This is a genomic window from Curtobacterium sp. MCPF17_011, from assembly GCF_003234145.1.
Classification (GTDB): Bacteria; Actinomycetota; Actinomycetes; order Actinomycetales; family Microbacteriaceae; genus Curtobacterium.
Genome location: NZ_QKSK01000002.1, coordinates 317095 through 340225, shown reverse-complemented (window position 1 = coordinate 340225; position 23131 = coordinate 317095). Strand labels below are relative to the sequence as shown.

24 protein-coding genes, 2 tRNA genes and 1 pseudogene are annotated in these 23131 nt (G+C 70.6%); 21 read left to right on the top strand and 6 right to left on the bottom strand.

Annotated features, from left to right (window positions below):
* The first annotated feature begins 2 nt into the window (after positions 1–2).
* The 4 genes and pseudogenes from DEJ25_RS04380 (at position 3) to DEJ25_RS04370 (ending at position 2058) form a co-directional block, all read left to right on the top strand.
* The gene (locus DEJ25_RS04380) at positions 3–275 is read left to right on the top strand and encodes a hypothetical protein (RefSeq protein ID WP_111043885.1); all 273 of its coding nucleotides are present in this window, start codon (positions 3–5) and stop codon (positions 273–275) included.
* Between the two features lie 18 nt (positions 276–293).
* A pseudogene (locus DEJ25_RS17115) lies at positions 294–425 on the top strand (helix-turn-helix domain-containing protein); the annotation flags it as partial.
* Positions 426–452: 27 nt separating this feature from the next.
* Complete coding sequence (locus DEJ25_RS04375; RefSeq protein ID WP_258368653.1) at positions 453–1304, top strand: LacI family DNA-binding transcriptional regulator; 852 nt, start codon at positions 453–455, stop codon at positions 1302–1304.
* 121 nt (positions 1305–1425) lie between these two features.
* Positions 1426–2058 carry an MBL fold metallo-hydrolase gene (locus DEJ25_RS04370; protein WP_110902014.1) on the top strand — a complete coding sequence of 211 codons (633 nt, stop codon included), beginning with the start codon at positions 1426–1428 and terminating at the stop codon, positions 2056–2058.
* Here DEJ25_RS04370 and DEJ25_RS04365 read toward each other — a convergent pair.
* A complete protein-coding gene (locus DEJ25_RS04365; RefSeq protein WP_111043884.1) occupies positions 2048–2875 on the bottom strand; it encodes a DUF72 domain-containing protein in 828 nt (275 codons plus the stop codon). The genes DEJ25_RS04370 and DEJ25_RS04365 overlap by 11 nt on opposite strands.
* A gap of 118 nt (positions 2876–2993) precedes the next feature.
* On the opposite strand from DEJ25_RS04365, the gene DEJ25_RS04360 reads away from it, so the two are divergent.
* Positions 2994–3069 (top strand) — tRNA-Glu (locus tag DEJ25_RS04360).
* Positions 3070–3117: 48 nt separating this feature from the next.
* Positions 3118–3193, top strand: a tRNA-Glu gene (locus tag DEJ25_RS04355).
* Positions 3194–3275: 82 nt separating this feature from the next.
* On the opposite strand, the gene DEJ25_RS04350 is transcribed toward DEJ25_RS04355, so the two are convergent.
* Positions 3276–4814: a glycoside hydrolase family 76 protein gene (locus DEJ25_RS04350; RefSeq protein WP_181427343.1), complete on the bottom strand. Its 1539-nt coding sequence runs from the start codon at positions 4812–4814 to the stop codon at positions 3276–3278.
* A 133-nt stretch (positions 4815–4947) separates the two neighbouring features.
* On the opposite strand from DEJ25_RS04350, the gene DEJ25_RS04345 reads away from it, so the two are divergent.
* From DEJ25_RS04345 to DEJ25_RS04325, 5 genes are all read left to right on the top strand, one after another.
* Entirely contained in the window at positions 4948–6255 is a 1308-nt protein-coding gene (locus DEJ25_RS04345) for a glycoside hydrolase family 125 protein (protein WP_258366415.1), read from the top strand.
* A complete protein-coding gene (locus tag DEJ25_RS04340; protein WP_111043882.1) occupies positions 6252–7235 on the top strand; it encodes a carbohydrate ABC transporter permease in 984 nt (327 codons plus the stop codon). Before DEJ25_RS04345 ends, DEJ25_RS04340 begins: the two co-directional genes overlap by 4 nt.
* Positions 7232–8170: a carbohydrate ABC transporter permease gene (locus DEJ25_RS04335; RefSeq protein ID WP_111043881.1), complete on the top strand. Its 939-nt coding sequence runs from the start codon at positions 7232–7234 to the stop codon at positions 8168–8170. Before DEJ25_RS04340 ends, DEJ25_RS04335 begins: the two co-directional genes overlap by 4 nt.
* Before the next feature lie 65 nt (positions 8171–8235).
* Positions 8236–9492, top strand: a complete 1257-nt coding sequence (locus DEJ25_RS04330; RefSeq protein ID WP_111043880.1) for an ABC transporter substrate-binding protein — start codon at positions 8236–8238, stop codon at positions 9490–9492.
* Positions 9489–10544 (top strand): glycoside hydrolase family 76 protein, encoded by a 1056-nt coding sequence (locus tag DEJ25_RS04325; RefSeq protein WP_111043879.1) that lies wholly within the window; start codon positions 9489–9491, stop codon positions 10542–10544. The genes DEJ25_RS04330 and DEJ25_RS04325 overlap by 4 nt, the downstream gene beginning before the upstream one ends.
* On the opposite strand, the gene DEJ25_RS04320 is transcribed toward DEJ25_RS04325, so the two are convergent.
* Complete coding sequence (locus DEJ25_RS04320; RefSeq protein ID WP_181427342.1) at positions 10498–11628, bottom strand: GntR family transcriptional regulator; 1131 nt, start codon at positions 11626–11628, stop codon at positions 10498–10500. The two genes, DEJ25_RS04325 and DEJ25_RS04320, sit on opposite strands and share 47 nt — an antisense overlap.
* Before the next feature lie 116 nt (positions 11629–11744).
* Here DEJ25_RS04320 and DEJ25_RS04315 point away from each other — a divergent pair, with 116 nt between their 5' ends.
* The 3 genes from DEJ25_RS04315 to DEJ25_RS04305 are packed head-to-tail and all read left to right on the top strand — an operon-like array spanning position 11745 to position 13173.
* Positions 11745–12203, top strand: coding sequence for a CrcB family protein (locus DEJ25_RS04315; RefSeq protein ID WP_111043877.1), 459 nt, complete (start codon positions 11745–11747; stop codon positions 12201–12203).
* Positions 12200–12574, top strand: coding sequence for a fluoride efflux transporter CrcB (crcB, locus tag DEJ25_RS04310; RefSeq protein ID WP_110902016.1), 375 nt, complete (start codon positions 12200–12202; stop codon positions 12572–12574). The genes DEJ25_RS04315 and crcB overlap by 4 nt, the downstream gene beginning before the upstream one ends.
* Positions 12571–13173, top strand: coding sequence for a histidine phosphatase family protein (locus DEJ25_RS04305; RefSeq protein ID WP_110902017.1), 603 nt, complete (start codon positions 12571–12573; stop codon positions 13171–13173). Before crcB ends, DEJ25_RS04305 begins: the two co-directional genes overlap by 4 nt.
* Before the next feature lie 8 nt (positions 13174–13181).
* On the opposite strand, the gene DEJ25_RS04300 is transcribed toward DEJ25_RS04305, so the two are convergent.
* Together DEJ25_RS04300 and DEJ25_RS04295 are read right to left on the bottom strand one after the other, a co-directional pair.
* On the bottom strand, positions 13182–13604 hold the full coding sequence (locus DEJ25_RS04300) for a GNAT family N-acetyltransferase (RefSeq protein ID WP_111043876.1): 423 nt from the start codon (positions 13602–13604) through the stop codon (positions 13182–13184).
* Between the two features lie 103 nt (positions 13605–13707).
* Positions 13708–14775 (bottom strand): FUSC family protein, encoded by a 1068-nt coding sequence (locus tag DEJ25_RS04295; RefSeq protein WP_111043875.1) that lies wholly within the window; start codon positions 14773–14775, stop codon positions 13708–13710.
* 145 nt (positions 14776–14920) lie between these two features.
* Here DEJ25_RS04295 and leuC point away from each other — a divergent pair, with 145 nt between their 5' ends.
* The 6 genes from leuC to DEJ25_RS04265 all read left to right on the top strand — a co-directional run bounded on the left by leuC (position 14921) and on the right by DEJ25_RS04265 (position 21444).
* Positions 14921–16372, top strand: coding sequence for a 3-isopropylmalate dehydratase large subunit (leuC, locus tag DEJ25_RS04290; protein ID WP_111043874.1), 1452 nt, complete (start codon positions 14921–14923; stop codon positions 16370–16372).
* Positions 16372–16968, top strand: coding sequence for a 3-isopropylmalate dehydratase small subunit (leuD, locus tag DEJ25_RS04285; RefSeq protein ID WP_111043873.1), 597 nt, complete (start codon positions 16372–16374; stop codon positions 16966–16968). The genes leuC and leuD overlap by 1 nt, the downstream gene beginning before the upstream one ends.
* Positions 16968–18335 (top strand): UDP-N-acetylglucosamine 1-carboxyvinyltransferase, encoded by a 1368-nt coding sequence (murA, locus tag DEJ25_RS04280; RefSeq protein WP_110902022.1) that lies wholly within the window; start codon positions 16968–16970, stop codon positions 18333–18335. Before leuD ends, murA begins: the two co-directional genes overlap by 1 nt.
* A complete protein-coding gene (locus DEJ25_RS04275) occupies positions 18332–19144 on the top strand; it encodes a 1-acyl-sn-glycerol-3-phosphate acyltransferase (protein ID WP_110902023.1) in 813 nt (270 codons plus the stop codon). The genes murA and DEJ25_RS04275 overlap by 4 nt, the downstream gene beginning before the upstream one ends.
* Positions 19145–19250: 106 nt before the next feature.
* A complete protein-coding gene (locus DEJ25_RS04270; protein WP_111043914.1) occupies positions 19251–20264 on the top strand; it encodes an NAD(P)H-dependent glycerol-3-phosphate dehydrogenase in 1014 nt (337 codons plus the stop codon).
* 31 nt (positions 20265–20295) lie between these two features.
* A complete protein-coding gene (locus tag DEJ25_RS04265; protein ID WP_111043872.1) occupies positions 20296–21444 on the top strand; it encodes a D-alanine--D-alanine ligase family protein in 1149 nt (382 codons plus the stop codon).
* A gap of 99 nt (positions 21445–21543) precedes the next feature.
* On the opposite strand, the gene DEJ25_RS04260 is transcribed toward DEJ25_RS04265, so the two are convergent.
* Positions 21544–22050 (bottom strand): DUF3515 domain-containing protein, encoded by a 507-nt coding sequence (locus DEJ25_RS04260; RefSeq protein WP_258366093.1) that lies wholly within the window; start codon positions 22048–22050, stop codon positions 21544–21546.
* Between the two features lie 24 nt (positions 22051–22074).
* Between DEJ25_RS04260 and thiL the strand changes: the two genes are divergently transcribed.
* Positions 22075–23112 (top strand): thiamine-phosphate kinase, encoded by a 1038-nt coding sequence (gene thiL / locus DEJ25_RS04255; protein ID WP_181427341.1) that lies wholly within the window; start codon positions 22075–22077, stop codon positions 23110–23112.
* Positions 23113–23131 lie beyond the last annotated feature (19 nt).

The following is a 23131-nucleotide window of genomic DNA, read 5'->3' as shown; positions in this document are numbered from 1 at the left end:
CCGTGGCACAGCGCGCACCGCTCCGGCCCACGTCCCGGATCGAGGAGGCCATCGGGTTCGTCGGGTGCTTCGGGCTGCTGTTCTTCGGCGTCACCGTCTTCTGCGAGCTCACCGGGCGGCCCGCGCTCGGGTGGGCCCTCACGCTGCTCGGGACCGTCGTGGCCATCGTCTTCCTGGACCGGTGGCGACGACGGGTGCTCCGGCGGACCGACACCGCTGCCCAGGCGGACCAGGCGGACCAGCCGGTGGTCGCGACGCGCGCGGCCGGGCGCTGACGGGCCTCCCGGGACGATCCCGTGGGGATCCAGGAGATCGCGCAGGCGACCGGGCTGTCGAAGGCGACGGTCTCGCGAGCGCTCCGCGGTCTGCCGACGGTGGCAGGGACGACGATCGACCAGGTCCGCCGGGTCGCCGACGAGCTCGGGTACGTCCCGAGCTCGGCGGCGGCGGGCCTGGCCACCGGTCGCCAGCGTGCAGTCGGTGTCGTCCTGCCGGTGATCGACCGCTGGTTCACGGCCAAGGCCCTGGGCGGCGTCGACGCTGAACTCCGAGCCGCCGGCTACGACCTCGTCCTCTACAACCTCGGCGGACCGGGGGGTGATCGGCATCGGGCGTTCCGGCGCGCGATGCTGCGACAGCGCGTCGATGCGCTGGTGCTGATGTCGCTGGTCCTCGACGAGACCGAACGTCGCGAGCTGCAGGTCAGCGAGCTGCCGACGATCGTGATCGGCGGGCCGGCGCACGACCTACGGAACGTCGGTGTCGACGACCACGAGGTGGCTGCCCTGGCGGTCGTCCACCTCACCGGACTGGGACACCGCGAGGTCGCCTACGTCGGCGGGCAGGACGAGGCCGGCCTCAGCGTCGCCGTGCCCCACCGACGCCGGGACGGGTTCACCGAGGCCATGGCGCGCGCTGGTGCCGCGGTCCGTCGCGACTGGTACGCCGACGGTCGGTTCTCGTTCGCCGGCGGGGTCGCGGCGGGGACCGCGCTGCTCGACGTCGCGGCCCCGGACCGGCCGACCGCGGTGGTCTGCGCCTCGGACGAGATGGCGCTCGGCGTCGTGGTCGCCGCACACCGGCTCGGGCTCGACGTGCCGCGGGACGTGTCCGTCACCGGCGTCGACGGGCACGAGTACGGCGAGGTCCTCGGCCTCACGACGGTCGCGCAGGACCCGGAGGCGCAGGGTCGCGTGGCCGCACGGGCGGTCGTCCTGGAGGCCCAGGGTGCGTCCCCGGGGCCCCTCGCGCCGTCCGCCGTGCGGCTGGTGGTGCGGCAGACGACCACGCGGCCGTGCCGGTGACCGGGTCGCCCGGCGGGCGAGCGTCCCGCATCGAGCAACCGGTGGCGGGCGTCCCGTGACCGGCATCCGGGGGTCGGCTTCGGCTGGTCGGCGTCGGGGTGGCCGGCGTAGCCTCGGTCGAATGCTGGTCACGAAGCTCGAGCACGCCTGTCTCGTCGTCGAGCAGGACGGCGACCGCCTGGTCATCGACCCCGGCGCCTACACGCGCCCGGTCGAGGTGAGCGGTGTCGTCGCCGTCGTCGTGACCCACGAGCACCCGGACCACGGCACGGCCGAGCAGCTCGACCGGATCCTGGACCGGAACCCGGGCATCCCGGTGTTCGGCCCGGCCGGGGTCGCGTCGGCGCTGGCGGCGGCCGTCGAGGTGGACGTCGTGACGGATGGTGACACCCGGACCGTCGGGGCCTTCACCCTGTCGTTCCACGGCACGCGGCACCAGCTGATCCACTCGTCCGTGCCGGTTGTCGACAACACCGGGGTGTTCGTCAACAGCACGCTGTTCCACCCGGGTGACGCCTACATCGACCCCGGAGCACCCGTGGAGGTGTTCGCGGCACCGGTCGGGGCGCCCTGGCTGAAGATCGGTGAGCTGATGGACCACCTGCTCGCCGTCGCCCCACGACGGGCGATCCCGATCCACGAGGCCACGCTGTCCGACATCGGGTTCGCGGGGCACACGGACCGGATCCGGCAGGTCGTCGAGCCCGCGGGCGAGGTCGTCGTGCTCGCACCGGGGGAGTCGTTCACCGTCTGAGGGTCGGTAGCCCGAGCAGTCCGCCGAGCTCGAGTGCGTCCCACGGGGCGTGGCGTTCCGCGTCGTTGTCGAAGTAGACCCAGACGTCGCGTCCGGCGGTGACGTGGTGCCGGACCGTGTCCGCCCAGGTGAGCAGGGCCTCCCGGCCGTAGCCGTCGTGGTACGTGTGCGGCGCGCCGTGGAGCCGGAGGTACGCGAGCGGCGCGTCGGTGTCGTGGACCAGGCGGGGGAAGTCGCCCGCGTGCGAATCGACGAGCGCGGTGCGGTGTGTGCGGAGGACGGCGAGGTGGTCCGGGGTGGTGGCGTCGGGGGAGCGGACCTCCAGGACGTGGTGGACCGGCAGTGCCGGGTCCTCCGCCGTGGTCGACGGATCGACGACCTTCGCGTCGTGCCCGGCGGCGAGGGCGGCGGCCTCGCCGTGGGTGGCGGGCAGCAGGGCGAGGAAAGCGTCGAGCACGTCAGGCGTCGGGACGACGTGCTCGGGAAGTTGCCAGAGCACCGGACCGAGGGTCGGACCGAGCTCCAGCGGCCCGGAGGCGAAGAAGTTCGCCAGCGCCGTGTCGACGTTCCGCAGCCGGAGCATGTGCGTCAGGTACCTGCCGCCCTTCAGCGCGAAGCGGAAGTCCTCGGAGACCGCTGCACGCCAGGCCCGGTACCGCGACGGACGCTGCAGCGAGTAGAAGGAGCCGTTGACCTCGACCGTCGGGAAGTGCGTGCCGACGTGCTCGAGCCAGCGCCGCTTGGCGAGCGCGGCGGGGTAGAAGTCACCGCGCCACGAGTCGTACTGCCAGCCGGACAGGCCGATGCGCACCGTCATCGACCCACCGTATGCCGACCCTCCGTGTGCCCTGGTCGGTATGGCGACACACCGGCGCGGACCCGGGCGTTTTGGCGCTCGCTCACACCCTGTGCCATACTTGTCGAGTTGTCGGAACGGCCCCATCGTACAGTGGCCTAGTACGCCGCCCTCTCACGGCGGTAACGCGGGTTCGAATCCCGCTGGGGTCACCACGAGTGACAAGCCGAACCGACACGCGTCCCGATCCGGGACATCGCCGCGGCCCCATCGTATAGCGGCCTAGTACGCTGCCCTCTCACGGCGGTAACGCGGGTTCGAATCCCGCTGGGGTCACCACGCTCGAAGGCCCCCACCCACCAGGGTGGGGGCCTTCGTCGTCCTGGTGGCGGCCGTGTCGCCGTCGCCGTCGCACTGTCGTTCAGAGTGAGACGGACACCGAGTCGAGGTTGACGTAGTTCCCGTTGCTGGCGGGCACGGCGATCGACAGGGCGTTCGACCCTGCTGTCAGCTGCACGGGCAACGTGACCGTGCTCCACGTCGACCACGATCCCGTCGCCGGCAGGGTCACGGTGGTCGCGGTCCCGCTGCCCACGCGGACGATGCGCGTCGCGGTCCCCGCTGCGGCCGCGTACCGGAGTGTCACGCTGTGTGTCCCGGCGCTCGCGACGTTGACGTGCGCCGTCGCGGCGGTACCTGCGGTGTTCCACCCGGCCAGGTAGCCGCGCCCGGTGTGTCCGGTACCGGTCGCTTCGGTCGGGATGCCCGGGTGGTCCATGTTCTCCGCCTGGTACACGCCGTCACCCTGCTCCACCGCGGTCGAGCCGTCCGGTGTCGCCTGCTGCACGATCGCCACGGTGGCCGACGCTGCGAGGGACTGTTGCGGGGTGGTGCTGGTCGACGGGGTCGGGGCGGTCCAGTCCGGTCCGCCGATGCCCTCGAGTGAGACGTGTGCCGCTGCCTGCGATGCGTTCGCGGTGAGGACCGACTCGTACTGGGTCTGTCCGGCGTCGTCGATCAGGTCTCGGATGTCCCGGGTGAGGATGGCCTTGAACCCCTGCGTGTCGCTCGAGCCCTCGTTGATGAAGGTACCGGCGACGGTCAGGTTCGCCACCGCCCAGTCCACGGCACGGGTGGCGTCGGTCAGGTACTGCTGGTCGTTCGTGAGCAGGTACATCTGCAGGGCGGCGCCGGCGTACTGGCCCTGGTTGTACGTCCAGTCGTAGTCGGTGAACTGCCCGGTGCCGCTGACGTGGTCGCGGATGTGCCCGTTCCGGTCGAAGTCGGTCTGCAGCCAGGCGAAGAGCCGCTCGGCCGTGTCCCGGTAGGTCGTGTCGCCGGTCGCCGCGTACAGCCGGAGCGCGGTCTGCACGGCGGTGCCGTTCGTCGCCACGTTCTTCTCGTTCTTGCTGCCGTCACCGACGTCGACGTTCTTCCACCAGATGCCACCGCCGTACGTCGTGTCCTCGTACTGCGCGATGAAGCCGAAGACCTCCTCCGATTCGTCGAGGAACCGCTGTTCCCCGGTCAGTTCGTACGCGCGGACCGCGCCACGGGCCCACCAGCCCATGTCGTCGTTCCAGTCGTTCTGCCGGAAGTCCGGGTACGCCGCCTGCCAGCCGTCGAAGACGTCGTCGATCATCTGCCGACTCGCCGCGTCGTGGGTGCGTTCGTAGCGGTCCATCACCGCCTCCCAGTTCTGGGCCTCCCACCAGTAGTCCGTGTAGAGCCCACCCTGCGGTCCGACCGCGTGCTCCTGGTGGACCTGGCGGTCACTGTAGGTGGTGAAGTACTTCGCGTCCGCGTCCCAGTAGGTGGCGACGAACGCGTCGTACGCGTCGGTCGCCTGGGTGGTGGTCAGGGCGGAGGCTCGGCCAGGGTCGGTTGCGATGCCCACGCCGGTGAGCGTGGCCGACGCGACGGCACCGGCCACGAGCAGGCTGACGAGTCTGTGCTGCACGGGATCTCCTTTGATCCGACCCTCGATCCGCCCTGCCCGGTGCAGGCGCAAAAAGTATACTTGAACTACTTCTTGCGTGGATTAGGCCAATCAATATAGTTGGAGCAGTACCAGCGAAAGTCAAGGGAGCAACGTGGCTCAGATACATGCAGACCTCGTGGGCAGGGTCGCCCGGCAGGTCGAGGACCGGATGGGGTCCGACGTCGGCGCGGTGTTCGCGAGCTGCTTCGCGAACACGCTGTCGACGACGATGACGGACATGCCGGACGGCACGACCTTCATGGTCACCGGCGACATCCCGGCGATGTGGCTGCGCGACTCGACCGCGCAGCTCACGCCGTACCTGCACTTCGTCGCCGAGGACGAAGCGCTGGCCGACACCATGGCGTCGGTGTCGCGGCGGCAGCTCGAGTACGTCCTCGTCGATCCCTACGCCAACGCCTTCAATCGCGCCCCCGATGGCGCCGGTCACGCCGACGACGACACGGCGATGGACCCGTGGGTCTGGGAGCGCAAGTACGAGATCGACTCGCTCTGCTACCCGATCCGTCTGGCGTACGACCTCTGGGAGCGCACGGGGCGCACCGACCACCTCGACCGGTTCGCCGAGGTCGCTGCTGCGGCCATCGCGTTGTGGACCGTCGAGCAGGACCACGAGGCGGGCTCGCCGTACCGGTTCGAACGCCCCGACCCGCTGCTGCCGAGCGACACCCTCGTCCGCCAGGGCCGCGGCCCGCGCACCGCCCGGACCGGCCTCACCTGGAGCGCGTTCCGACCGAGCGATGACGCGACGACGCTGGGCTTCAACATCCCGGGGAACGCCTTCGCCGTCACCGAGCTGCGACACGTCGCCGTGCTCGCCACCGCGGTGCTCGACGACGCGCAGCTGGCTCGGCGGGCAACGGCCCTCGCCGACGAGATCGACGACGCCATCCGGACTCACGGCGTCGTCGACCACCCGGACCACGGCGTCGTCCTGGCCTACGAGGTCGACGGCACCGGTGACGCCCTGCTCATGGACGACGCGAACGTCCCGAGCCTGCTGTCCCTGCCGATGCTCGGCTGGTGCGACCGTGACGACGCGCTCTACCGGCGCACCCGTGCCGCGGTGCTCTCGCCCACGAACCCGTACTGGTTCAGCGGTGCGACGGGCAGTGGCATCGGCAGCCCGCACACCCCCGGGCGCAACGTGTGGCCGATCGCACTCGCCGTCCAGGGGCTCACCGCCACCGACGCCGAGGAACGGGGCCACCTCCTGCAGCAGCTGTGCGCCACACACGCAGGGACGGGGCTCATGCACGAGTCCTTCGACGTCGACGACGCGACCACGTACACCCGTCCCTGGTTCTCCTGGGCGAACGCGATGTTCTGCGAGTTCGTGCTCGACCTCGCCGGCTTGCGCAGCGCTCCGGCACCGGTCCCGGAACGGAGCACCCGATGAGCGTCGTGACGACCCCCGAGGAGCAGGCCGTCGTCGCGGGTGAAGCCGACGGCGCCCTCGATTCCACACCTCGGAAGCGGCGCCGGACCGAGCGGGGAAGCGGCGTCAGTGCGACGCGCAAGCAGCAGAACCGCGCGGCCTGGGTGTTCCTCGCACTGCCGGGTGCGCTCTTCCTGCTGTTCACGGCGCTCCCGGTCGTCATCGCGGCTGTCGTGAGCCTCAGCGACTACGCCGTCATCGGGCCCCTCACCTGGACCGGTTTCGACAACTACGTCCACATCGCCTCCGACCCGTTCTTCTGGATCTCGCTCCGCAACACGGTGCTCTACACAGTGCTGTACGTGCCGCTCGGCCTGGTCATCGCGATGGCCACCGCACTGCTGCTGAACCGGAGCGCCCGGAGCGCGCGCGTCTTCCGCACGCTGTTCTACATCCCGGTCGTCTCGTCCACCGTGGCGACCGCGACGATCTGGTACTGGGTGCTCAACCCGCAACACGGTCTGCTCAACGAGGCGCTCGGCTGGTTCGGCATCAACGGACCCGCCTGGCTCTACGACTCACACTGGGCGATGTTCGCGATCGTCATGATGAGCGTCTGGGCCGGCTTCGGCGGGAACATGATGATCTTCCTCGGCGGGCTGCAGGGCGTCTCGCCGGACCTCCGCGAAGCAGCACGACTCGACGGCGCCAACGCATGGCAGGTCTTCCGGTACGTCGTGCTGCCGAGCATCCGCCGCACGACGTTCCTGGTGTCGACGCTGCTCATCATCAACGCCTTCCAGGTGTTCGACCAGGCGTACGTCCTGACGAAGGGCGGTCCCGGCAACTCGACCGTGACGATCGTCTACTACATCTACGATCGCGGGTTCGGGTCCCTGCAGATGGGCTACGCCTCCGCGCTGTCGTTCATCCTGTTCGTGATCATCCTCGCGTTCTCCCTCGTCAACGCCCGCCTCACCAACAGGGACTCCGAACGATGACCGCGACCGCCACTCCGACCGGATCCGCCAGTGCCCCGAGCCGCGAGGGACAGCAGCTCCGACGACGGGCCGCTGCCGTCCGCCGGACGAAGACGACCGCCTGGTGGATCGGTGTCTGCCTCGTCAGCCTCGTCACCGTCGCACCGCTGATCTGGACACTCGCGACATCGCTCAAGCCCGCCGGCGAGATCCTCGCCCACTCGCTGTCCCTCATCCCACAGCGCCCGACGGTCGACAACTTCGTGCAAGCCGTGACGACTGTCCCGTACGGCCGGTACTTCGTCAACTCGCTCGTCCTCGGCGTCGGAGGGGCCGTCGCCAACCTGTTCTTCGGCTCCCTCGCCGGGTACGCCCTCGCGAAGCTGCGGTTCGCCGGACGCCACGCGGTGTTCATCACCTTCCTGTCGTCGCTCATGGTCCCGAGCATCGTCACGATGATCCCGACGTTCCTGATCCTCCGGCACTTCCCGCTGCTCGGCGGCAACGACTTCGGCGGCAACGGCGGACTCGGCCTCATCAACACGTACTGGGCAGTCATCGTCCCGGGAGCCGCGGGTGCGTTCGCGGTCTTCTTCATGAAGCAGTTCTTCGAGACACTGCCGGACGAACTCGGGGAGGCCGCGCGGATCGACGGTGCCGGCGAGTTCCGGATCTTCGCGGTGATCTACTTCCCGCTCACGAAGGCCGGGCTCGCCGTCCTCGGCCTGCTCAGCTTCCAGGCCGGCTGGAACAACTTCCTCTGGCCGCTGATCGTGCTCAACGACCCGAAGATGATGACCGTCCAGGTCGGGCTCGCCGGCTTCGTCAACAACTACACGACGAACTACGGCCCGTTGATGGCCGGGACGATCATCACGATGCTCCCCGTCCTGGTCGTGTTCATCCTCGCCCAGCGCTGGATCATCGAGGGCATCGCGCACGCCGGCACCAAGTAGTCCCCTCATCCACCCCGGGGAGTCGGCACGCCCGCCGCGCCCCGCACACCAGAAAGCACACGACAATGAAGTCACGTCACTTCCTCGGCGCGGCCGCGGCACTCGCTGCCGCCGCGCTCGTCCTCACCGGTTGCTCGTCCGGTTCCTCCAGTGCCACGGGTGCCGGCGGCCGGCAAGAAGTCACCATGTGGGGCTCCTGGTCCGGTGACCAGGTCGATCAGATCAACACCATGACCAGTGCCTTCAACAAGGCGCAGACGAAGTACACGGTGAAGTACGTCCCGCAGGAACTCGTGGAGCAGAAGCTGCTCACCGCGATCGCCGGCGGGAAGGTCCCCGATCTCGTGCTCTGGGACCGGTACCAGACGTCCCTCTACGCACCGAAGGGCGCGTTGCAGGCGATCGACGACCGGGTCGAGGAAGACGGCGTCGACACCGAGGAGTTCTACCCGCAGGCACTGTCCGAGATGCGGCACGACGGCAAGCTCTACGGCCTGCCGCTCCTGGTCGACAACCGGTCCCTCGTCTACAACGAAGACCTGTTCGCGAAGGCCGGACTCACGCCGCCGACGACGTGGGACGAACTCAAGACCGACGCGCGAGAGCTCACCGTCACGAAGGGCGGGAAGCTGCAGCAATCCGGGTTCATGCTCAACGACCCCGGTCTGTTCTCGATGTGGCTCCAGCAGGCCGGCGGGCGACTCCTCAACAAGGACGGCACGAAGACCGCGTTCAACAGCCCCGAAGGCGTCGAAGTACTCGACTTCTGGAAGAGCCTGACGGACGACGGCGTGTACACGAACGGCTTCGGCGACAGCAACGACGTCTTCGCGGCGGGCCAGGCAGCCATGAAGTACGACGGACCGTGGGACGTGCCGAACCTCGAGAAGGCCGATGGCCTCAAGTGGGGCGTGACCGAACCGGTCGCCGGACCGAGCGGCCAGAAAGGTGCCGTGATGGGCGGGTTCGGTCTCGTGATCCCGACCGGCGCGCAGCAGTCCGACGGCGCCTGGGCGTTCGAGAAGTGGTGGGCGACGAAGCCCGAGAACGGTGTCGACTTCGCCAAGGTCTCCGGGTGGATCCCAGCCAACCGGTCCTCCGCCAACGACCCGTTCTTCACCGACGACCCGCGGTACGCCGGCTTCGTCAAGACGCTCGACTACGCCACCGTGCGGCCCGACGTCCCCGGGTACAGCGACGTCGAGGGCAAGGCACTCACCCCGGCGCTCGAGAAGTTCATGTCCGGCCAGCTGTCTGCCGAGCAGACACTCGCCCAGGCTGCGAAGCAGGGCGACCGCATCCTCCAGGAGAACCGCAAGTGACCGACACGATGACCGGCGTCTGGGCGGACCGCGCCGACCGCATGCAGGACAGCATCGAGCGCCTCTACGGAGCGCCGTGGCCGCAGTACCTCCACAACTCGTGGCCGGTGCAGGAAGCTGACGACAGCACGTTCAACTACTGGTGGCTCGCGCACCTCATGGACGTCCGTCTCGACGCGTTCGAGCGCAGCGGCGACCCAGTTCGACTCGAGCAGGCGCGGGCAGTGCACCGGAACATCGTCGAGCGGAACGGCGGCTCGCTGTTCAACGACTACTTCGACGACATGCTCTGGTTCGCCCTCGCGACCCTGCGGCTGCACGGTGCAACCGGGGAGCAGCAGTACCTCGACGACACCGTCGCCCTGTTCGACCACGTGGTGGAGCACGGCTGGAACGACACCGGCGGGACGAGCCTGGCGTGGCGCAGGCAGCAGCTCGCGTACAAGAACACCCCGGCCAACGGACCGCTCGTCATCCTCGGCGCACGGCTGCACCGGATCACCGGTGACGGCCGGTTCCTGCAGCACGCGGAGACGGCGTTCGACTGGCTGACCGACCACCTCGTCGACGCCGCCGACGGGTTCGTCGAGGACGGGGTCAACCGGGAGGGCGACGGCAGGGTGGACACGCAGTGGCGGTTCACCTACAACCAGGGGCTGTACGTCGGGGCCGCTGTCGAGCTGGCCGATCGCCGACCGGACGTCGACCTGCTCGCCGTCGCAGTCCGGACCGCACGGACCGCGGTCACCGAGCTGTCCGACGGTGTCGTCTTCCGCCAGGAGGGCGACGGCGGCGACGAGGGCCTGTTCAAGGGCGTGTACTACCGGTACCTCGGGCTCCTCCTGGAGCGGCTGCCGGACGGGGACGCCGACCGCGTCGCCCTGACGGCGTTCGTCCGTGCCAGCACCGACGCGCTTTGGGGGGCGTTCCCGGAGGAGCTCGACCGGCCTGCCGCCAACGACTGGACCGAGCATCCCGTCGGCGCGGTGCCGTACTCGACGCAGCTCAGCGCCGCGATGGCGACCGAGTTGCGCGCCCGACTCGACCAGTAGGCGGCTGCGCAGTCGACGCGCCGGTCACCAGCTGCGCAGGCACGAGGATCTTCCGGGACCCGCTCTCGCCTCGTGCCTGCCGCAGCACCTGGGCCACCGCCTGACGTCCGACCCCGGGCTGGTCCTGCGCGATGTGCGTGAACCGGAACAGCTGGCGGTCGAAGGTCGCATCCGGGTGGTCGAAGCAGACGATGGAGACGTCGTCGGGAACCCGCTTGCCCACCTGCTCCAGAGCGTCCCGGAGCAGCAGCGCGATGTTGTACTCGCCTGCGACGAACGCCGTCGCCTCGGGGTGGGCCTCGACGAACGCGACGAGCCGAGCGACGTCGTCCTCCGGGCGGTCCGTCGACCCCGGCAGTGTCGACTCGACGTCGTGGAACGCCAGCGCGTCGTCGAGCGCCTTGTCGTTCCGGGCGTGCGCACCGACCCAGCCGCGGCGACGGTCGTCGTTGGACGTCACCCGGCTGTCCGATGTGACGAGGGCCACCCGCCGGTGCCCGAGGCCGAACAGGTGCTCCGTCGCTGCAGCACCGGCACCGATGTTGTCCGTGGAGATGTCCGACACCGGGATGCCCTCGTACCGACGGTCGAGGATCACGACGGGGAACCCCGTGGGCAGGAGCTCGAGGACCCCCGGTGGGATGAACTCGGAGCTGCTCGGCAGCACGACCAAGCCCTGTACCCGTGCCGCCAGCGCGCGGATCGCCGCATCCTCGGCATCGTGGTCACCGTGGGTGCGCTTGACGATCACGTCGGTGTCGGTGCCGGCCTCGTCGAGCATGCCCTCGAGGACCCGGGTGCCGAAGGTGTCGTCGAAGTTGGTGAGGACCACCCCGACGTCGATCCGGTCGGTCGGCCGGAGACGTGCCGTCGGCTCGGTGCTCACGACGGTCGTGCCGACCCGTGGTCGCCGGGCGACGTACCCGTCCTCGCGGAGCATGTCGAGCGCTCGCCGCAGCGTGATCGCGCTGATGTCGTAGTGCGCCAGGAGGTCGGCTTCGGACGGCAGGCGCGCCCCCACGGGGAACTCTCCGGACCGGATGCGGGACCGGAGGTCTTCGAACGTCGACTGGTACAGCATCATCGGCTCCTCAATACGTACATTGATAATACGACAAGAGCAGATGAACGGGATGGATCCGCCCGAGAGTGCGAGAGCCGGCGGTACCATCGCGTCGGCAGGTCGGCGAGCGGAGACTCATGCGGGACACGGACGAAGCAGGCGGAGGTCGTCCTGCGCTGGACCCGCCGCCACACACCCGCTGGTCCCTCATCGCCCTCGTGGCGCTCGGCGGCGCGATCGGCACCGCGGTCCGGGCCGTGCTCGCCCAGGCGCTGCCTGCCGTCGACGGCATCAGCTGGACGGTCCTCGCGATCAACGTCGTCGGCGCGTTCTGCCTCGGCCTGCTGCTCGACGCCCTCGCCCGCCGGGGGCCGGACGTCGGACGACGTCGAGCACTGCGGCTGTTCGTCGGCACGGGTGTGCTCGGCGGGTTCACGACGTACAGCACGCTGGCCGACGACACCGCACGGCTACTCGACGTCGGACGCTGGGCTGCCGGGAGCGGGTACGCGCTGCTGTCGGTCGTGCTCGGGCTCGCGGCGGTGGTCGCCGGGCTCGCGGTCGCGGGCGCGCTCTCGAAGCGAGCAGCGCGGTGACCGCCCTCACCCTCCTGCTGGTCGCGGTCGGCGGCGGCGTCGGCGCAGCGCTCCGGTTCGTCCTCGACGGGTTCCTCAAGGCCCGGGTGACGCGTTTCCCCATCGGCACGCTGCTGATCAACGTCACCGGATCACTCGTCCTCGGGTTCGTCACGGGCCTCGGGGAGTCCGGTGCGATCGCTGCCCCGATGGTCGCTGTGGTGGGGACGGGCATGATGGGTGGGTACACGACGTTCTCGACGGCGAGCGTCGAGACCGTGCAGCTCCTCCGATCCGGCAAGACCCGGCTCGCCGTCCTGAACGGCCTCGGGATGCTCGTCGTCTCGGTCGGCGCCGCTGCGCTCGGCCTCCAGCTCGGAAGGAACCCATGACCTCGGAACGCCCCGGCGAACTCGTCCTCGTCCGCCACGGAGAGACGGAGTGGTCGAAGAGCGGGCAGCACACCGGCCGCACCGACATCCCGCTGACGGAGAACGGCGTGGCCCAGGCCGAGCGCGCCGGTCGGTTCCTGGCGGACCGTGACTTCGCGCTGGCACTCTCCAGTCCGCTCGCCCGCGCCCGCGAGACCGCCCGCATCGTCGGCGTCGACCCGGAACTCGACGAGGACCTGTACGAGTGGGACTACGGCGCGTACGAGGGGCTGACGACGCCGCAGATCAAGGTCCAGCGGCACGGGCCGTGGGACCTCTGGACCGACGGGGTCCCGGCCGGCGACACGCCCGGTGAGAACGCCGCCGAGGTGCGCGTCCGCGTCGAGCGCGTGATCAACCGCGCCAGACCCGTCCTGGCCGAGGGGCAGGACGCCATCTTCGTCGCGCACGGGCACGTGCTGCGCGCACTCGGCGCCGCCTGGATCCGGCTGGCTCCGCAGGACGGCGCGGTGCTGAAGCTCGGCACGGCCACGGTCAGCACACTCGGGTACGAGCACGGTCGACCGGTCATCGACGCCTGGAACATCACGCCGTCCTGAGGGTCGGTTCAGGCCCCGGCGCCGAGCACCATCCCCATGCCGAGGCTCGGCGCCACGTCGTCGAACCCGAGTGACCGGTACAGCCGCTGTCCGGGCGGGTCCCCGATGAGCGAGACGTAGGCGCCCGCGGGCGCGCGGTCGCCGATGTCGGCCAGGAGCCACTCCACCACGGCTCGACCGAGCCCCTGGCGCTGGTGTGTCGGGTCGGTGGCGATGTCGACGACGTGGAAGTACCACCCGCCGTCGCCGATCACCCGTCCCATCGCGACGGGTGTGCCCGCTCCGTCGACGACGTGACAAGCCGACCAAGCGCCGACGACGGCCGGTGCGCCCTGCTCCGCGGTGACGGGCGTCAAGCCGGAGTCGCGACGCAGGCGCAGGTAGTCGTCGAGCGGTGGGGCCGTCGGGAGCAGTGTGTAGGTCTCGTCCATGCACCCAGGGTGCCGGACGCGGCCGACGGGGGCGGGCTTCCCGGCTGGCACGAGCGATCCGGACGGGAGGCCCGCTGCGGCTCGTCCGCACCGCGAGCGTCCCTCAGACGGTCCGGATGCTGCTGGTCGCGCCGAGCGCGCGTCCTCGACGCCGCTCGACGACCCGTCCCACGGCGAGGAGGCAGACGCTGACGACGGCGCCGAGCAGGGTCTGCCCGATCCGGTCGAGGGCGAGGAGCCCGGGCGCCTCGGGGAGGCTCAGCCACGACACCGCGAGGGCGAGGGGCGTGAGGAAGAGCAGGCAGACGGCGTAGTTCCGGGCGACGAAGACCTCCGCCATGAACTGCCCGACCACGGCGATCACGACGATCCACCAGGCCGAGGGCTCGAGCAGCAGGATGCCGACCGCGACGACGGTGCCGCCGACGGTGCCGACGACACGCTGCACGGCGCGGGAGACCGTGTGGCGCTGCCGGAGCGCGGGCAGCGTCGACACCACGGCGATCACGGCCCAGTAGGGGTGTCCGAGTCCGGGCAGGACCTCGGCGACGGCGCCGGCGACGAGTGCGCCGAGGACGTTGAGCGCGATGGTCTCCCAGAGCGCCGAGGTGCCGAGGACCGCGAGGGACCGGTGCTTCCGGGCAGCGAGCGGACGGAACCGGTGCGGCGCGTGCGGGTGCAGGACGCGACGGAAGGCGGCTCCGGACATCGCGACCAGCCACGCCCAGACGACCGAGCCGAGGATGATCGTGGCGACGAGCGGCAGGTCGCCCGTGCGCACCGGGACGAGGGCGGACACGACGAACGCGAAGACCGGGAAGATCGGCTGCGCGGGGATCGTCCGGAGTGCGCTGAGCGTGGCGACCGCGACGACGAGCACCAGGACGAGCCCCGCGCCCTGCAACCACAGCGGCGCGCCGAGGAGTGACACCGCGATGCCCGCGGCCATGCACACGACCTGCAGCGCGCCGGCGACCCCGGTGGTCACGGCACGCTGCCGGTAGGGCTCGGTCGCGCCGAAGATCGCGGTGAAGCCGGCGAACATCGCGAACGCGGCGTACTGCGGCATCCCGAGTCCGATGAGCAGCGCGAGCGGGACGCCGCCCGCGATCGCGGCGCGGGCCGCGCCCTCGAGGTTGGTGGTGCGGGTCGAGTGCGGAGCGGTCGTCATGTCCAGGCCATCCTCTCACCGCGACGGGTGTCGTCGAGGAGGGGTGGGCCTCCCGGCAGGGGCCTTTGATTGGTATACCAAGCTGCTAGAGTGCTTGCACGGTGCCGTGACAGCGGCATCGGAACGCGAACGAGGAGGCACGGGCATGGGCAGGACGCTCGCCGAGAAGGTGTGGGACGACCACGTCGTCGTCAAGGGAGAGGACGGCAACCCCGACCTCCTGTACATCGACCTCCACCTCGTGCACGAGGTCACGAGCCCGCAGGCGTTCGACGGCCTGCGGCAGGCCGGCCGCCCGGTGCGGCGGCTCGACCTGACGATCGCGACCGAGGACCACAACACCCCGACGCTCGCCATCGACCGCCCGATCGCGGACCCGACGAGCCGCACCCAGATCGAGACCCTCCGCCGCAACTGCGAGGAGTTCGGTGTCCGCCTGCACTCGCTCGGCGACAAGGAGCAGGGGATCGTGCACGTCGTCGGTCCGCAGCTCGGACTGACGATGCCCGGCATCACGGTCGTCTGTGGGGACTCGCACACCTCGACCCACGGTGCCTTCGGCGCGATGGCGTTCGGCATCGGCACCAGCGAGGTCGAGCACGTCCTGGCCACGCAGACCCTGCCGCTGAAGCCCTTCAAGACGATGGCCGTCACGGTCGAGGGCACGCTGCGCCCGGGCGTCACCGCGAAGGACGTCATCCTGGCGGTGATCGCGCAGATCGGCACGGGCGGCGGACAGGGCTACGTGCTCGAGTACCGCGGCTCGGCCATCCGGGCGCTCTCGATGGAGGGCCGGATGACGATCTGCAACATGTCGATCGAAGCGGGTGCCCGCGCCGGCATGGTCGCCCCCGACCAGATCACCTACGACTACGTGCAGGGCCGCGACCACGCCCCGACCGGTGCCGACTGGGACGAGGCCGTGGCCTACTGGGACACCCTCGCCACCGACGACGACGCCGTGTTCGACGCCGAGGTCTTCATCGACGCCGACGCCCTCGAGCCCTTCGTCACCTGGGGCACGAACCCCGGCCAGGGCGTCTCGCTGTCCGAGTCCGTGCCGGACCCGGCGGACTACGCGGACCCGAACGACCGCGCCGCGGCGTCCCGAGCGCTGGAGTACATGGACCTCCAGGCGGGCACGCCGATGAAGGACATCGCGGTCGACGCGGTCTTCATGGGGTCCTGCACGAACTCCCGCATCGAGGACCTCCGGGCCTTCGCGTCCGTGATCCAGGGCCGCGAGAAGGCGCCCGGCGTCCGCGTCATGGTCGTGCCGGGCTCCGCCCGCGTCCGGCTCGAGGCCGAAGCCGAGGGGCTCGACAAGGTGTTCACCGACTTCGGCGCCGAGTGGCGGTTCGCCGGCTGCTCGATGTGTCTCGGCATGAACCCCGACCAGCTCGCGCCGGGGGAGCGCTGCGCCTCCACCTCGAACCGCAACTTCGAAGGCCGGCAGGGCAAGGGCGGTCGGACCCACCTGGTCTCGCCGCTGGTCGCCGCCGCGACCGCCGTCCGCGGGACGCTGTCGAGCCCGTGGGACCTGGAAGACGACGACGCTCGCCTGGCCGTGCCGGCGACCGCAGGAGGGAACCACTGATGGACAAGATCGGCACCGTCACCGGGATCGCCGCACCGCTGAAGCGGTCGAACGTCGACACCGACCAGATCATTCCCGCGGTGTACCTGAAGCGGGTCACGAAGACCGGCTTCGAGGACGCGCTGTTCTCCGGTTGGCGCCAGGACCCCGACTTCGTGCTCAACCAGCCCGCCTACCAGGGCGCGAAGGTCCTGGTCGCCGGACCGGACTTCGGCACCGGGTCGTCCCGTGAGCACGCGGTGTGGGCGCTGCGCGACTTCGGGTTCCGCGTGGTCGTCTCACCCCGTTTCGCGGACATCTTCAAGGGCAACGCCGGCAAGCAGGGCCTGGTCACCGCGATGGTGTCCGAGCCCGAGATCGAGCGGATGTGGGCGGCGATCGAGGCCCAGCCCGGGATCGAGGCGACCGTCGACCTGGCGACACAGCGCGTGTCGATCGGCGACATGGACGTGGCTTTCGAGATCGACGCTTACACTCGTTGGCGGTTGATGGAAGGGCTCGACGACATCGGGCTCACCCTCCGTGACGAGACCTCGATCACGGAGTTCGAATCCCGCCGCTCCCGTTGGCGGCCGAAGACATTGCCGGTGAAGTAGTGAACTCTCTCGTACAGGACGCAGCAGCTGCAGGGGCGCGCGTCGGTCTCAAGTCGGACGAGATCGTCATCCGCGGGGGCAAGCCCCTCGTGGGACGCATCGAGGTCCGCGGTGCGAAGAACCTCGCGACCAAGGCCATGGTCGCGGCGCTCCTCGGAGACACCCCGTCGATCCTCAAGGACGTCCCGGACATCTCCGACGTCAAGGTCGTCCGCGGCCTGCTCGAGGTGCACGGTGTGCGCGTGACCGACCCCGCACGGGGCGAGCTCATCCTCGACCCGTCGCGGGTCGAGACGGCGCACTTCGCCGAGATCGACGCGCACGCCGGTTCCAGCCGGATCCCGATCCTCTTCTGCGGCCCGCTGCTGCACAAGCTGGGCGAGGCGTTCATCCCCGACCTCGGGGGCTGCCGCATCGGCGACCGTCCGATCGACTTCCACCTCGACGCACTCCGTGCGATGGGGGCCGTCGTCGACAAGCAGGTCTCGGGCATCCACATCACCGCCCCGAACGGCCTCAAGGGCGCGAACATCGAGCTGCCCTACCCGAGCGTCGGCGCGACCGAGCAGGTCCTGCTCTCGTCCGTACTCGCCGAGGGCACCACCGAGCTGCGGAACGCCGCGATCGAGCCCGAGATCATGGACCTCATCGCGATCCTGCAGAAGATGGGCGCGATCGTCACGGTCGAGCCCAGCCGCACGATCTTCATCGAGGGCGTCAAGTCGCTCCGCGGGTACACGCACCGCGCGATCAACGACCGCAACGAGGCCGCGAGCTGGGCCTCCGCCGCGCTGGCCACCAACGGCGACATCTTCGTCGAGGGTGCCAAGCAGCAGGAGCTCATGACGTTCCTCAACGTCTTCCGGAAGGTCGGCGGCGGGTTCGACATCCAGGAGGACGGCATCCGGTTCTACCGCGAGCTGGACGTCCTCAAGCCCGTCGTCATCGAGACCGACGTGCACCCCGGCTTCATGACCGACTGGCAGCAGCCCCTCGTCGTCGCGCTCACGCAGGCCGAGGGTCAGAGCGTCGTGCACGAGACCGTCTACGAGAACCGCTTCGGCTTCACCGACGCGCTCAACGAGATGGGTGCCGACATCGTCGTGCACAAGGAGGGCCTGCCGGGTCACGACCGCCGTGTCGCCCGTCGTCCCTTCGAGCAGGCCGCGGTCATCACCGGCCCGACGAAGCTGCACGGTGCGAACGTCCGTGTCCCCGACCTCCGCGGTGGCTTCAGCCACCTCATCGCGGCGCTGACCGCCGAGGGTGAGTCGCGGATCACGAACGTCGGCATCATCAGCCGTGGCTACGAGCACTTCATCCCGAAGCTCCGCAAGCTCGGCGCGGACTTCGACTTCGCGGAATGAGCGCCGAGCCGGCCGACGCCCGCGCCGGTGCGGTGGAGCAGGTCACCACGGGCCTCCCGAACCCCGGGAGGCGCTGGAAGCGTGGTGACCTGAACGTCGCGTTCCGCATCACCTCGGTCTTCGTGATCCCGCTGTTCCGTGCGGTCGCGGCGTACCGCTGGCACGGCCCGAACCGCCTGCCGGCGGACGGGGCGTTCGTGCTCGCGCCGAACCACTACACGAACATCGACCCGCTGGTGGTCGGCACCGCCGTCTGGGTGAGCCGCCGACCACCGCTGTTCCTGGCGAAGGCGTCGATCTTCGACGTGCCCGTCGTCGGCAAGCTGATGTCCGGCATGGGACAGATCCCCGTCGAACGCTCCGGGCGGACCCGCTCCAGCAACCCACTGCAGGGCGGTGGCGGACTCGTCCGGAACGGCGGGGCGGTCATCGTCTACCCGGAGGGCACGCTCACCCGTGACCCGGACCTGTGGCCGATGCGCGGCAAGACCGGCGCGGCACGGATCGCGCTCGAGAACGACGTGCCGCTCATCCCGATGGCCCACTGGGGCACGCAGCGGATCCTGCCGCGGTACTCCAAGCGCCTCAACCTGTTCCGGAAGGCGAACGTCGACATCCTGTTCGGCGAGCCGATGGACCTGTCCGCGTACCGCGGCAAGCCGATCGACCAGGCGCTCCTGCAGCAGGTCACCGACGCGCTGATGGCCGAGATCACCAAGCTCGTCGAGCAGCTCCGTGGTGAGCGTGCTCCGGAGCAGCGCTGGGACCCGAGCGCCAACCGCCAGAAGGAGACCGGCAAGTTTGAGTGACGCAGCCGCCCGGGGGACCGCCCCCGGTCTCCGACCGCACGACGACCGCCCGGACCCCTCCGTCGCCGCACGTGGCGCCGTCGACACCGCCGCGATCCGCGTCGTCATGCAGTCGACGGACAAACCACGCGTGGCCGTCATCGGCGCGGGCAGCTGGGGCACCACGTTCGCGAAGGTGCTCGCCGAGGGCGGCGCCGAGACCGTCCTCTGGGCCCGGCGACCCGAGATCGCACGGGAGATCACCGAGACGAAGCGGAACTCGGAGTACCTGCCCGGCATCAACCTGCCGCGGACCCTGACCGCCTCGACGTCCCTCGCCGCAGTGCTCGCCGGTGCCGAGCAGGTGTACGTCTCGGTGCCGTCGCAGACCCTCCGCTCGAACCTCGCCGCGATCCGGGAGCTCCTGCCGGCCGACGTGCCGGTCGTCAGCCTGATGAAGGGCGTCGAGAAGGCCAGCGGGCTGCGGATGAGCGAGGTGCTCCTCGAGGGGCTCGGCATCGACCAGGACCGCATCGCCGTGGCCAGCGGGCCGAACCTGGCGCTCGAGATCGCCCGCCGACAGCCGACCGCCGCCGTGGTCTCGTCCTCGAGCGTGGACACCGCGACCGCCGTCGCCGCGGTCGCGACGAACCCCTACTTCCGCTCGTTCATCAACACGGACGTCATCGGCACCGAGTTCGGCGGGGTCCTCAAGAACCTCATCGCGGTCGCCATCGGCATCGTCGACGGCGTCGGCTACGGCGAGAACACCAAGGCCTCGATCATCACCCGCGGTCTCGCCGAGATGACCGAGTTCGCGGTGTCCCTCGGCGCGCAGCCGTCGACGCTGTCCGGGCTCGCGGGCCTCGGTGACCTCATCGCCACGTGCCAGTCGCCGCTCTCGCGGAACAACACCGCGGGCCGGCTGCTCGGGCAGGGGTACCGCTTCGACGAGGTCGTCCGTCAGATGAACCAGACCGCGGAGGGCCTGGCCTCGGTCGCGCCGATCCTCGAACTGGCCCGGGCGAACGGTGTCGACATGCCCATCGTCGGGCAGGTCGGCGAGGTCCTCGCCGGTAAGCTCGATCCGCGCAACATCGCGCCGCACCTCACGGAGACCGACGAGCCCCAGGGCGAGTGACCGGTCCCGGTACCCACCGCTTGGAGCGTCCATGAGCAGCACCGCGCCCGCACCCGAACCGATCGACGCAGCCGTCCCCACGGTGTCGACCGACGCCGAGCGGACCACCGTCGCCGTGCTGTTCGGTGGGCGATCGAGCGAGCACGAGATCAGCTGCGTCACCGCGGGCGGGATCATGGACGTCGTCGACCGCGACCGGTACGACCTGCTGCCGATCGGCATCACCAAGGACGGCGCGTTCACCCTGCAACCGGACGACCCGTCGGACTGGGCGCTGCTCGGCCAGGAGCTGCCGACGGTGCCGGACAACGGCACCCGCGTCCGCTTCCCGGTCTCCGGCGATTCCCGGGAGCTGTTCGTCGAGCTGCCCGACGGGTCGGTGGAGTCCCTCGGGTCGGTCGACGTGGTGTTCCCGATCCTGCACGGCCCGTTCGGTGAGGACGGCACGATCCAGGGCCTCCTGGAGACCGCCGGCCTGCCGTACGTCGGCGACGGCGTGCTCGCCAGTGCCCTGGCGATGGACAAGCACGTCGCGAAGGCCGTCCTCGAACACGCCGGACTGCGGGTCGCGCCCTGGACGACCGTGCTCCGCCGACAGTGGCAGTCGGACCCGGTCGACGTCGCTGAGTCGGTCGCCGCGCACGGGTTCCCGCTCTTCGTGAAGCCCGCCCGTGCGGGGTCGAGCATGGGTGTCTCACGCGTCGACGACCCCGCACAGCTCGGGGCCGCGATGGACCTGGCGTTCGAGCACGACAGCAAGGTCATCGTCGAGCCCCGGGTGATCGGTCGGGAGGTCGAGGTCGCCGTCCTGGAGGGCCGTGACGGCACCCCGCGCACGAGCCTGCCGGGCGAGATCGTCGTCGCCGAGGACGGCTTCTACGACTTCACTGCCAAGTACCTGGGCGGCGATGAGCAGCTGCTCTGCCCGGCCCCGCTGAGCGAGTCCGAGACCGACGAGATCCGGTCGATCGGCGCCCGTGCGTTCGAGGCGATCGGTGGCGCGGGACTGGCCCGCGTGGACTGCTTCCTGACGGACGACGGCTTCGTGGTCAACGAGGTCAACACGATGCCGGGCTTCACGCCGTTCTCGATGTACCCGCGCTGCTGGGCGGCGTCGGGCCTGGCCTACCCGGACCTCGTCGCGGAGCTCATCGAGCTGGGACGCATCGCGGTCCGCTGACGCTCCCGGACGTCGGGCGGCAGGGCCGTCGACGGTCGGAACGTCGACGGCCGGGACGTCCACGGTCGCGACGCCGGCCGTGCCAGGGTGCCGAGCGTCCTAGCCGACGTCCTGCGGGTCGAGGCAGCGGTGCCCGTCCTCCGGCAGCGTCGACACGGCGTCACCCAGGTCCTGCAGGGCATCCGACGTGGCCCGCTTCGTGTCGATGACGACCTGCACCGCGGGGGAGCGCCCGAACGTCGTGTAGACCACGTTCTGCCCCCGGGCGTCGCGGATCCAGTCGACCGAGCCCTGCGCGAAGCACGGCAGGTCGGAGACCGTCGGCACGGCCACGCCGCAGTGGTAGAGCACCGCGGCGGGGGAGCCCCACGCGGCGGTCGCCTGCGCGGAGGTGTTCCGTAGCGGGAGCGTCCCGTTCAGGGTGGCGGGCAGCCGGACCTGCGCACCGGCGCAGGCGGCGGCGTTCGCCGAGGGCGCGGCCTGCATGGCGACCGCGTTCGTGCAGCCGGTCAGTCCCACCACGACGGCGGCGGCGAGGGCCACACCGCCCAACGCGCTGCCCAGCCGACGGCGGGCGTTCCGGGGGCGGCGGGGTGCGGTGTCCATCGACGTCCAGGCTACCGTTCTCGTGTGGACGCGACGCACGAGCAGAGCCCCGGCACCCCGACGGAGACGGTGGGGGCGCTCGGCGAACTGGCGGTGCTCGACCGCGTGACCCGGCGCCTGCCGTCCGGTTCGCCGCTGCTCGGCCCCGGGGACGACTGCGCGGTGGTCGCCGCTCCCGACGGGCGGTTCGTCGTCACGACGGACATGATGGTGCACGGTCCGGACTTCCGGTGGGCGTGGTCCTCGCCCGAGGACGTCGGCTGGAAGGCCGCCGCCACGAACCTGTCCGACGTGGCCGCGATGGGCGCGGCACCCTCGGGCCTCGTCGTCGCCATCGCCGCCCCGCAGGAGACCCCCGTGACGGTGCTCGAGGGCATCGCCGACGGGTTCCGGCTCGCGATCGAGACGCTCGCTCCGGGCATCGGCGTCGTCGGCGGTGACCTGTCGACCTCGGCGACGTTCTCGTTGACCGTGACCGCGTTCGGCGACCTCGGCGGACGCGCCCCCGTAGTCCGCTCGGGCGCCCGCCCCGGCGACGTGCTCGCGGTCTCGGGCGAACTCGGGCCCGCCGCCCGAGGACTCGCCCGCCTGTTCCGCGACGGGGTCGACGACGCCGGTGAGCCGGACGCCGGTCGGGTGCGGGCGAACGGTGCGGACGCCGATCCGGACGTCGCCCGGCAGCGCCGTCCGGTGCCGCCGATCGCCGAGGGACCACTCGCCGCCGCGGCCGGGGCGACCGCGATGCTCGACCTCTCGGACGGCCTGGCGATCGACGCCGGCCGACTGGCCCGCGCGAGCGGCGTGACGCTGGAACTCGATGTCGAGCCGGCGCTGGACCCGGTCGCGCTGCACGGCGGTGAGGACCACGGACTGTTGGCGACCTTCCCCGCGGGGGCGAGCCTCCCGGGCGGGTTCCGACGGATCGGACTCGTCCGCGCTCGAGTCGCGGACGACGACCACGGCGGTGACAGGGGCCACGGTGTCGACCTCGTGCGCGGCGGGGAGCCGGTCCCCACGACGGGCTGGGACCCCTACGCCGACTGGGACGGCGCGGCGGGCTGACGGCCCGCGCCCGACGGCG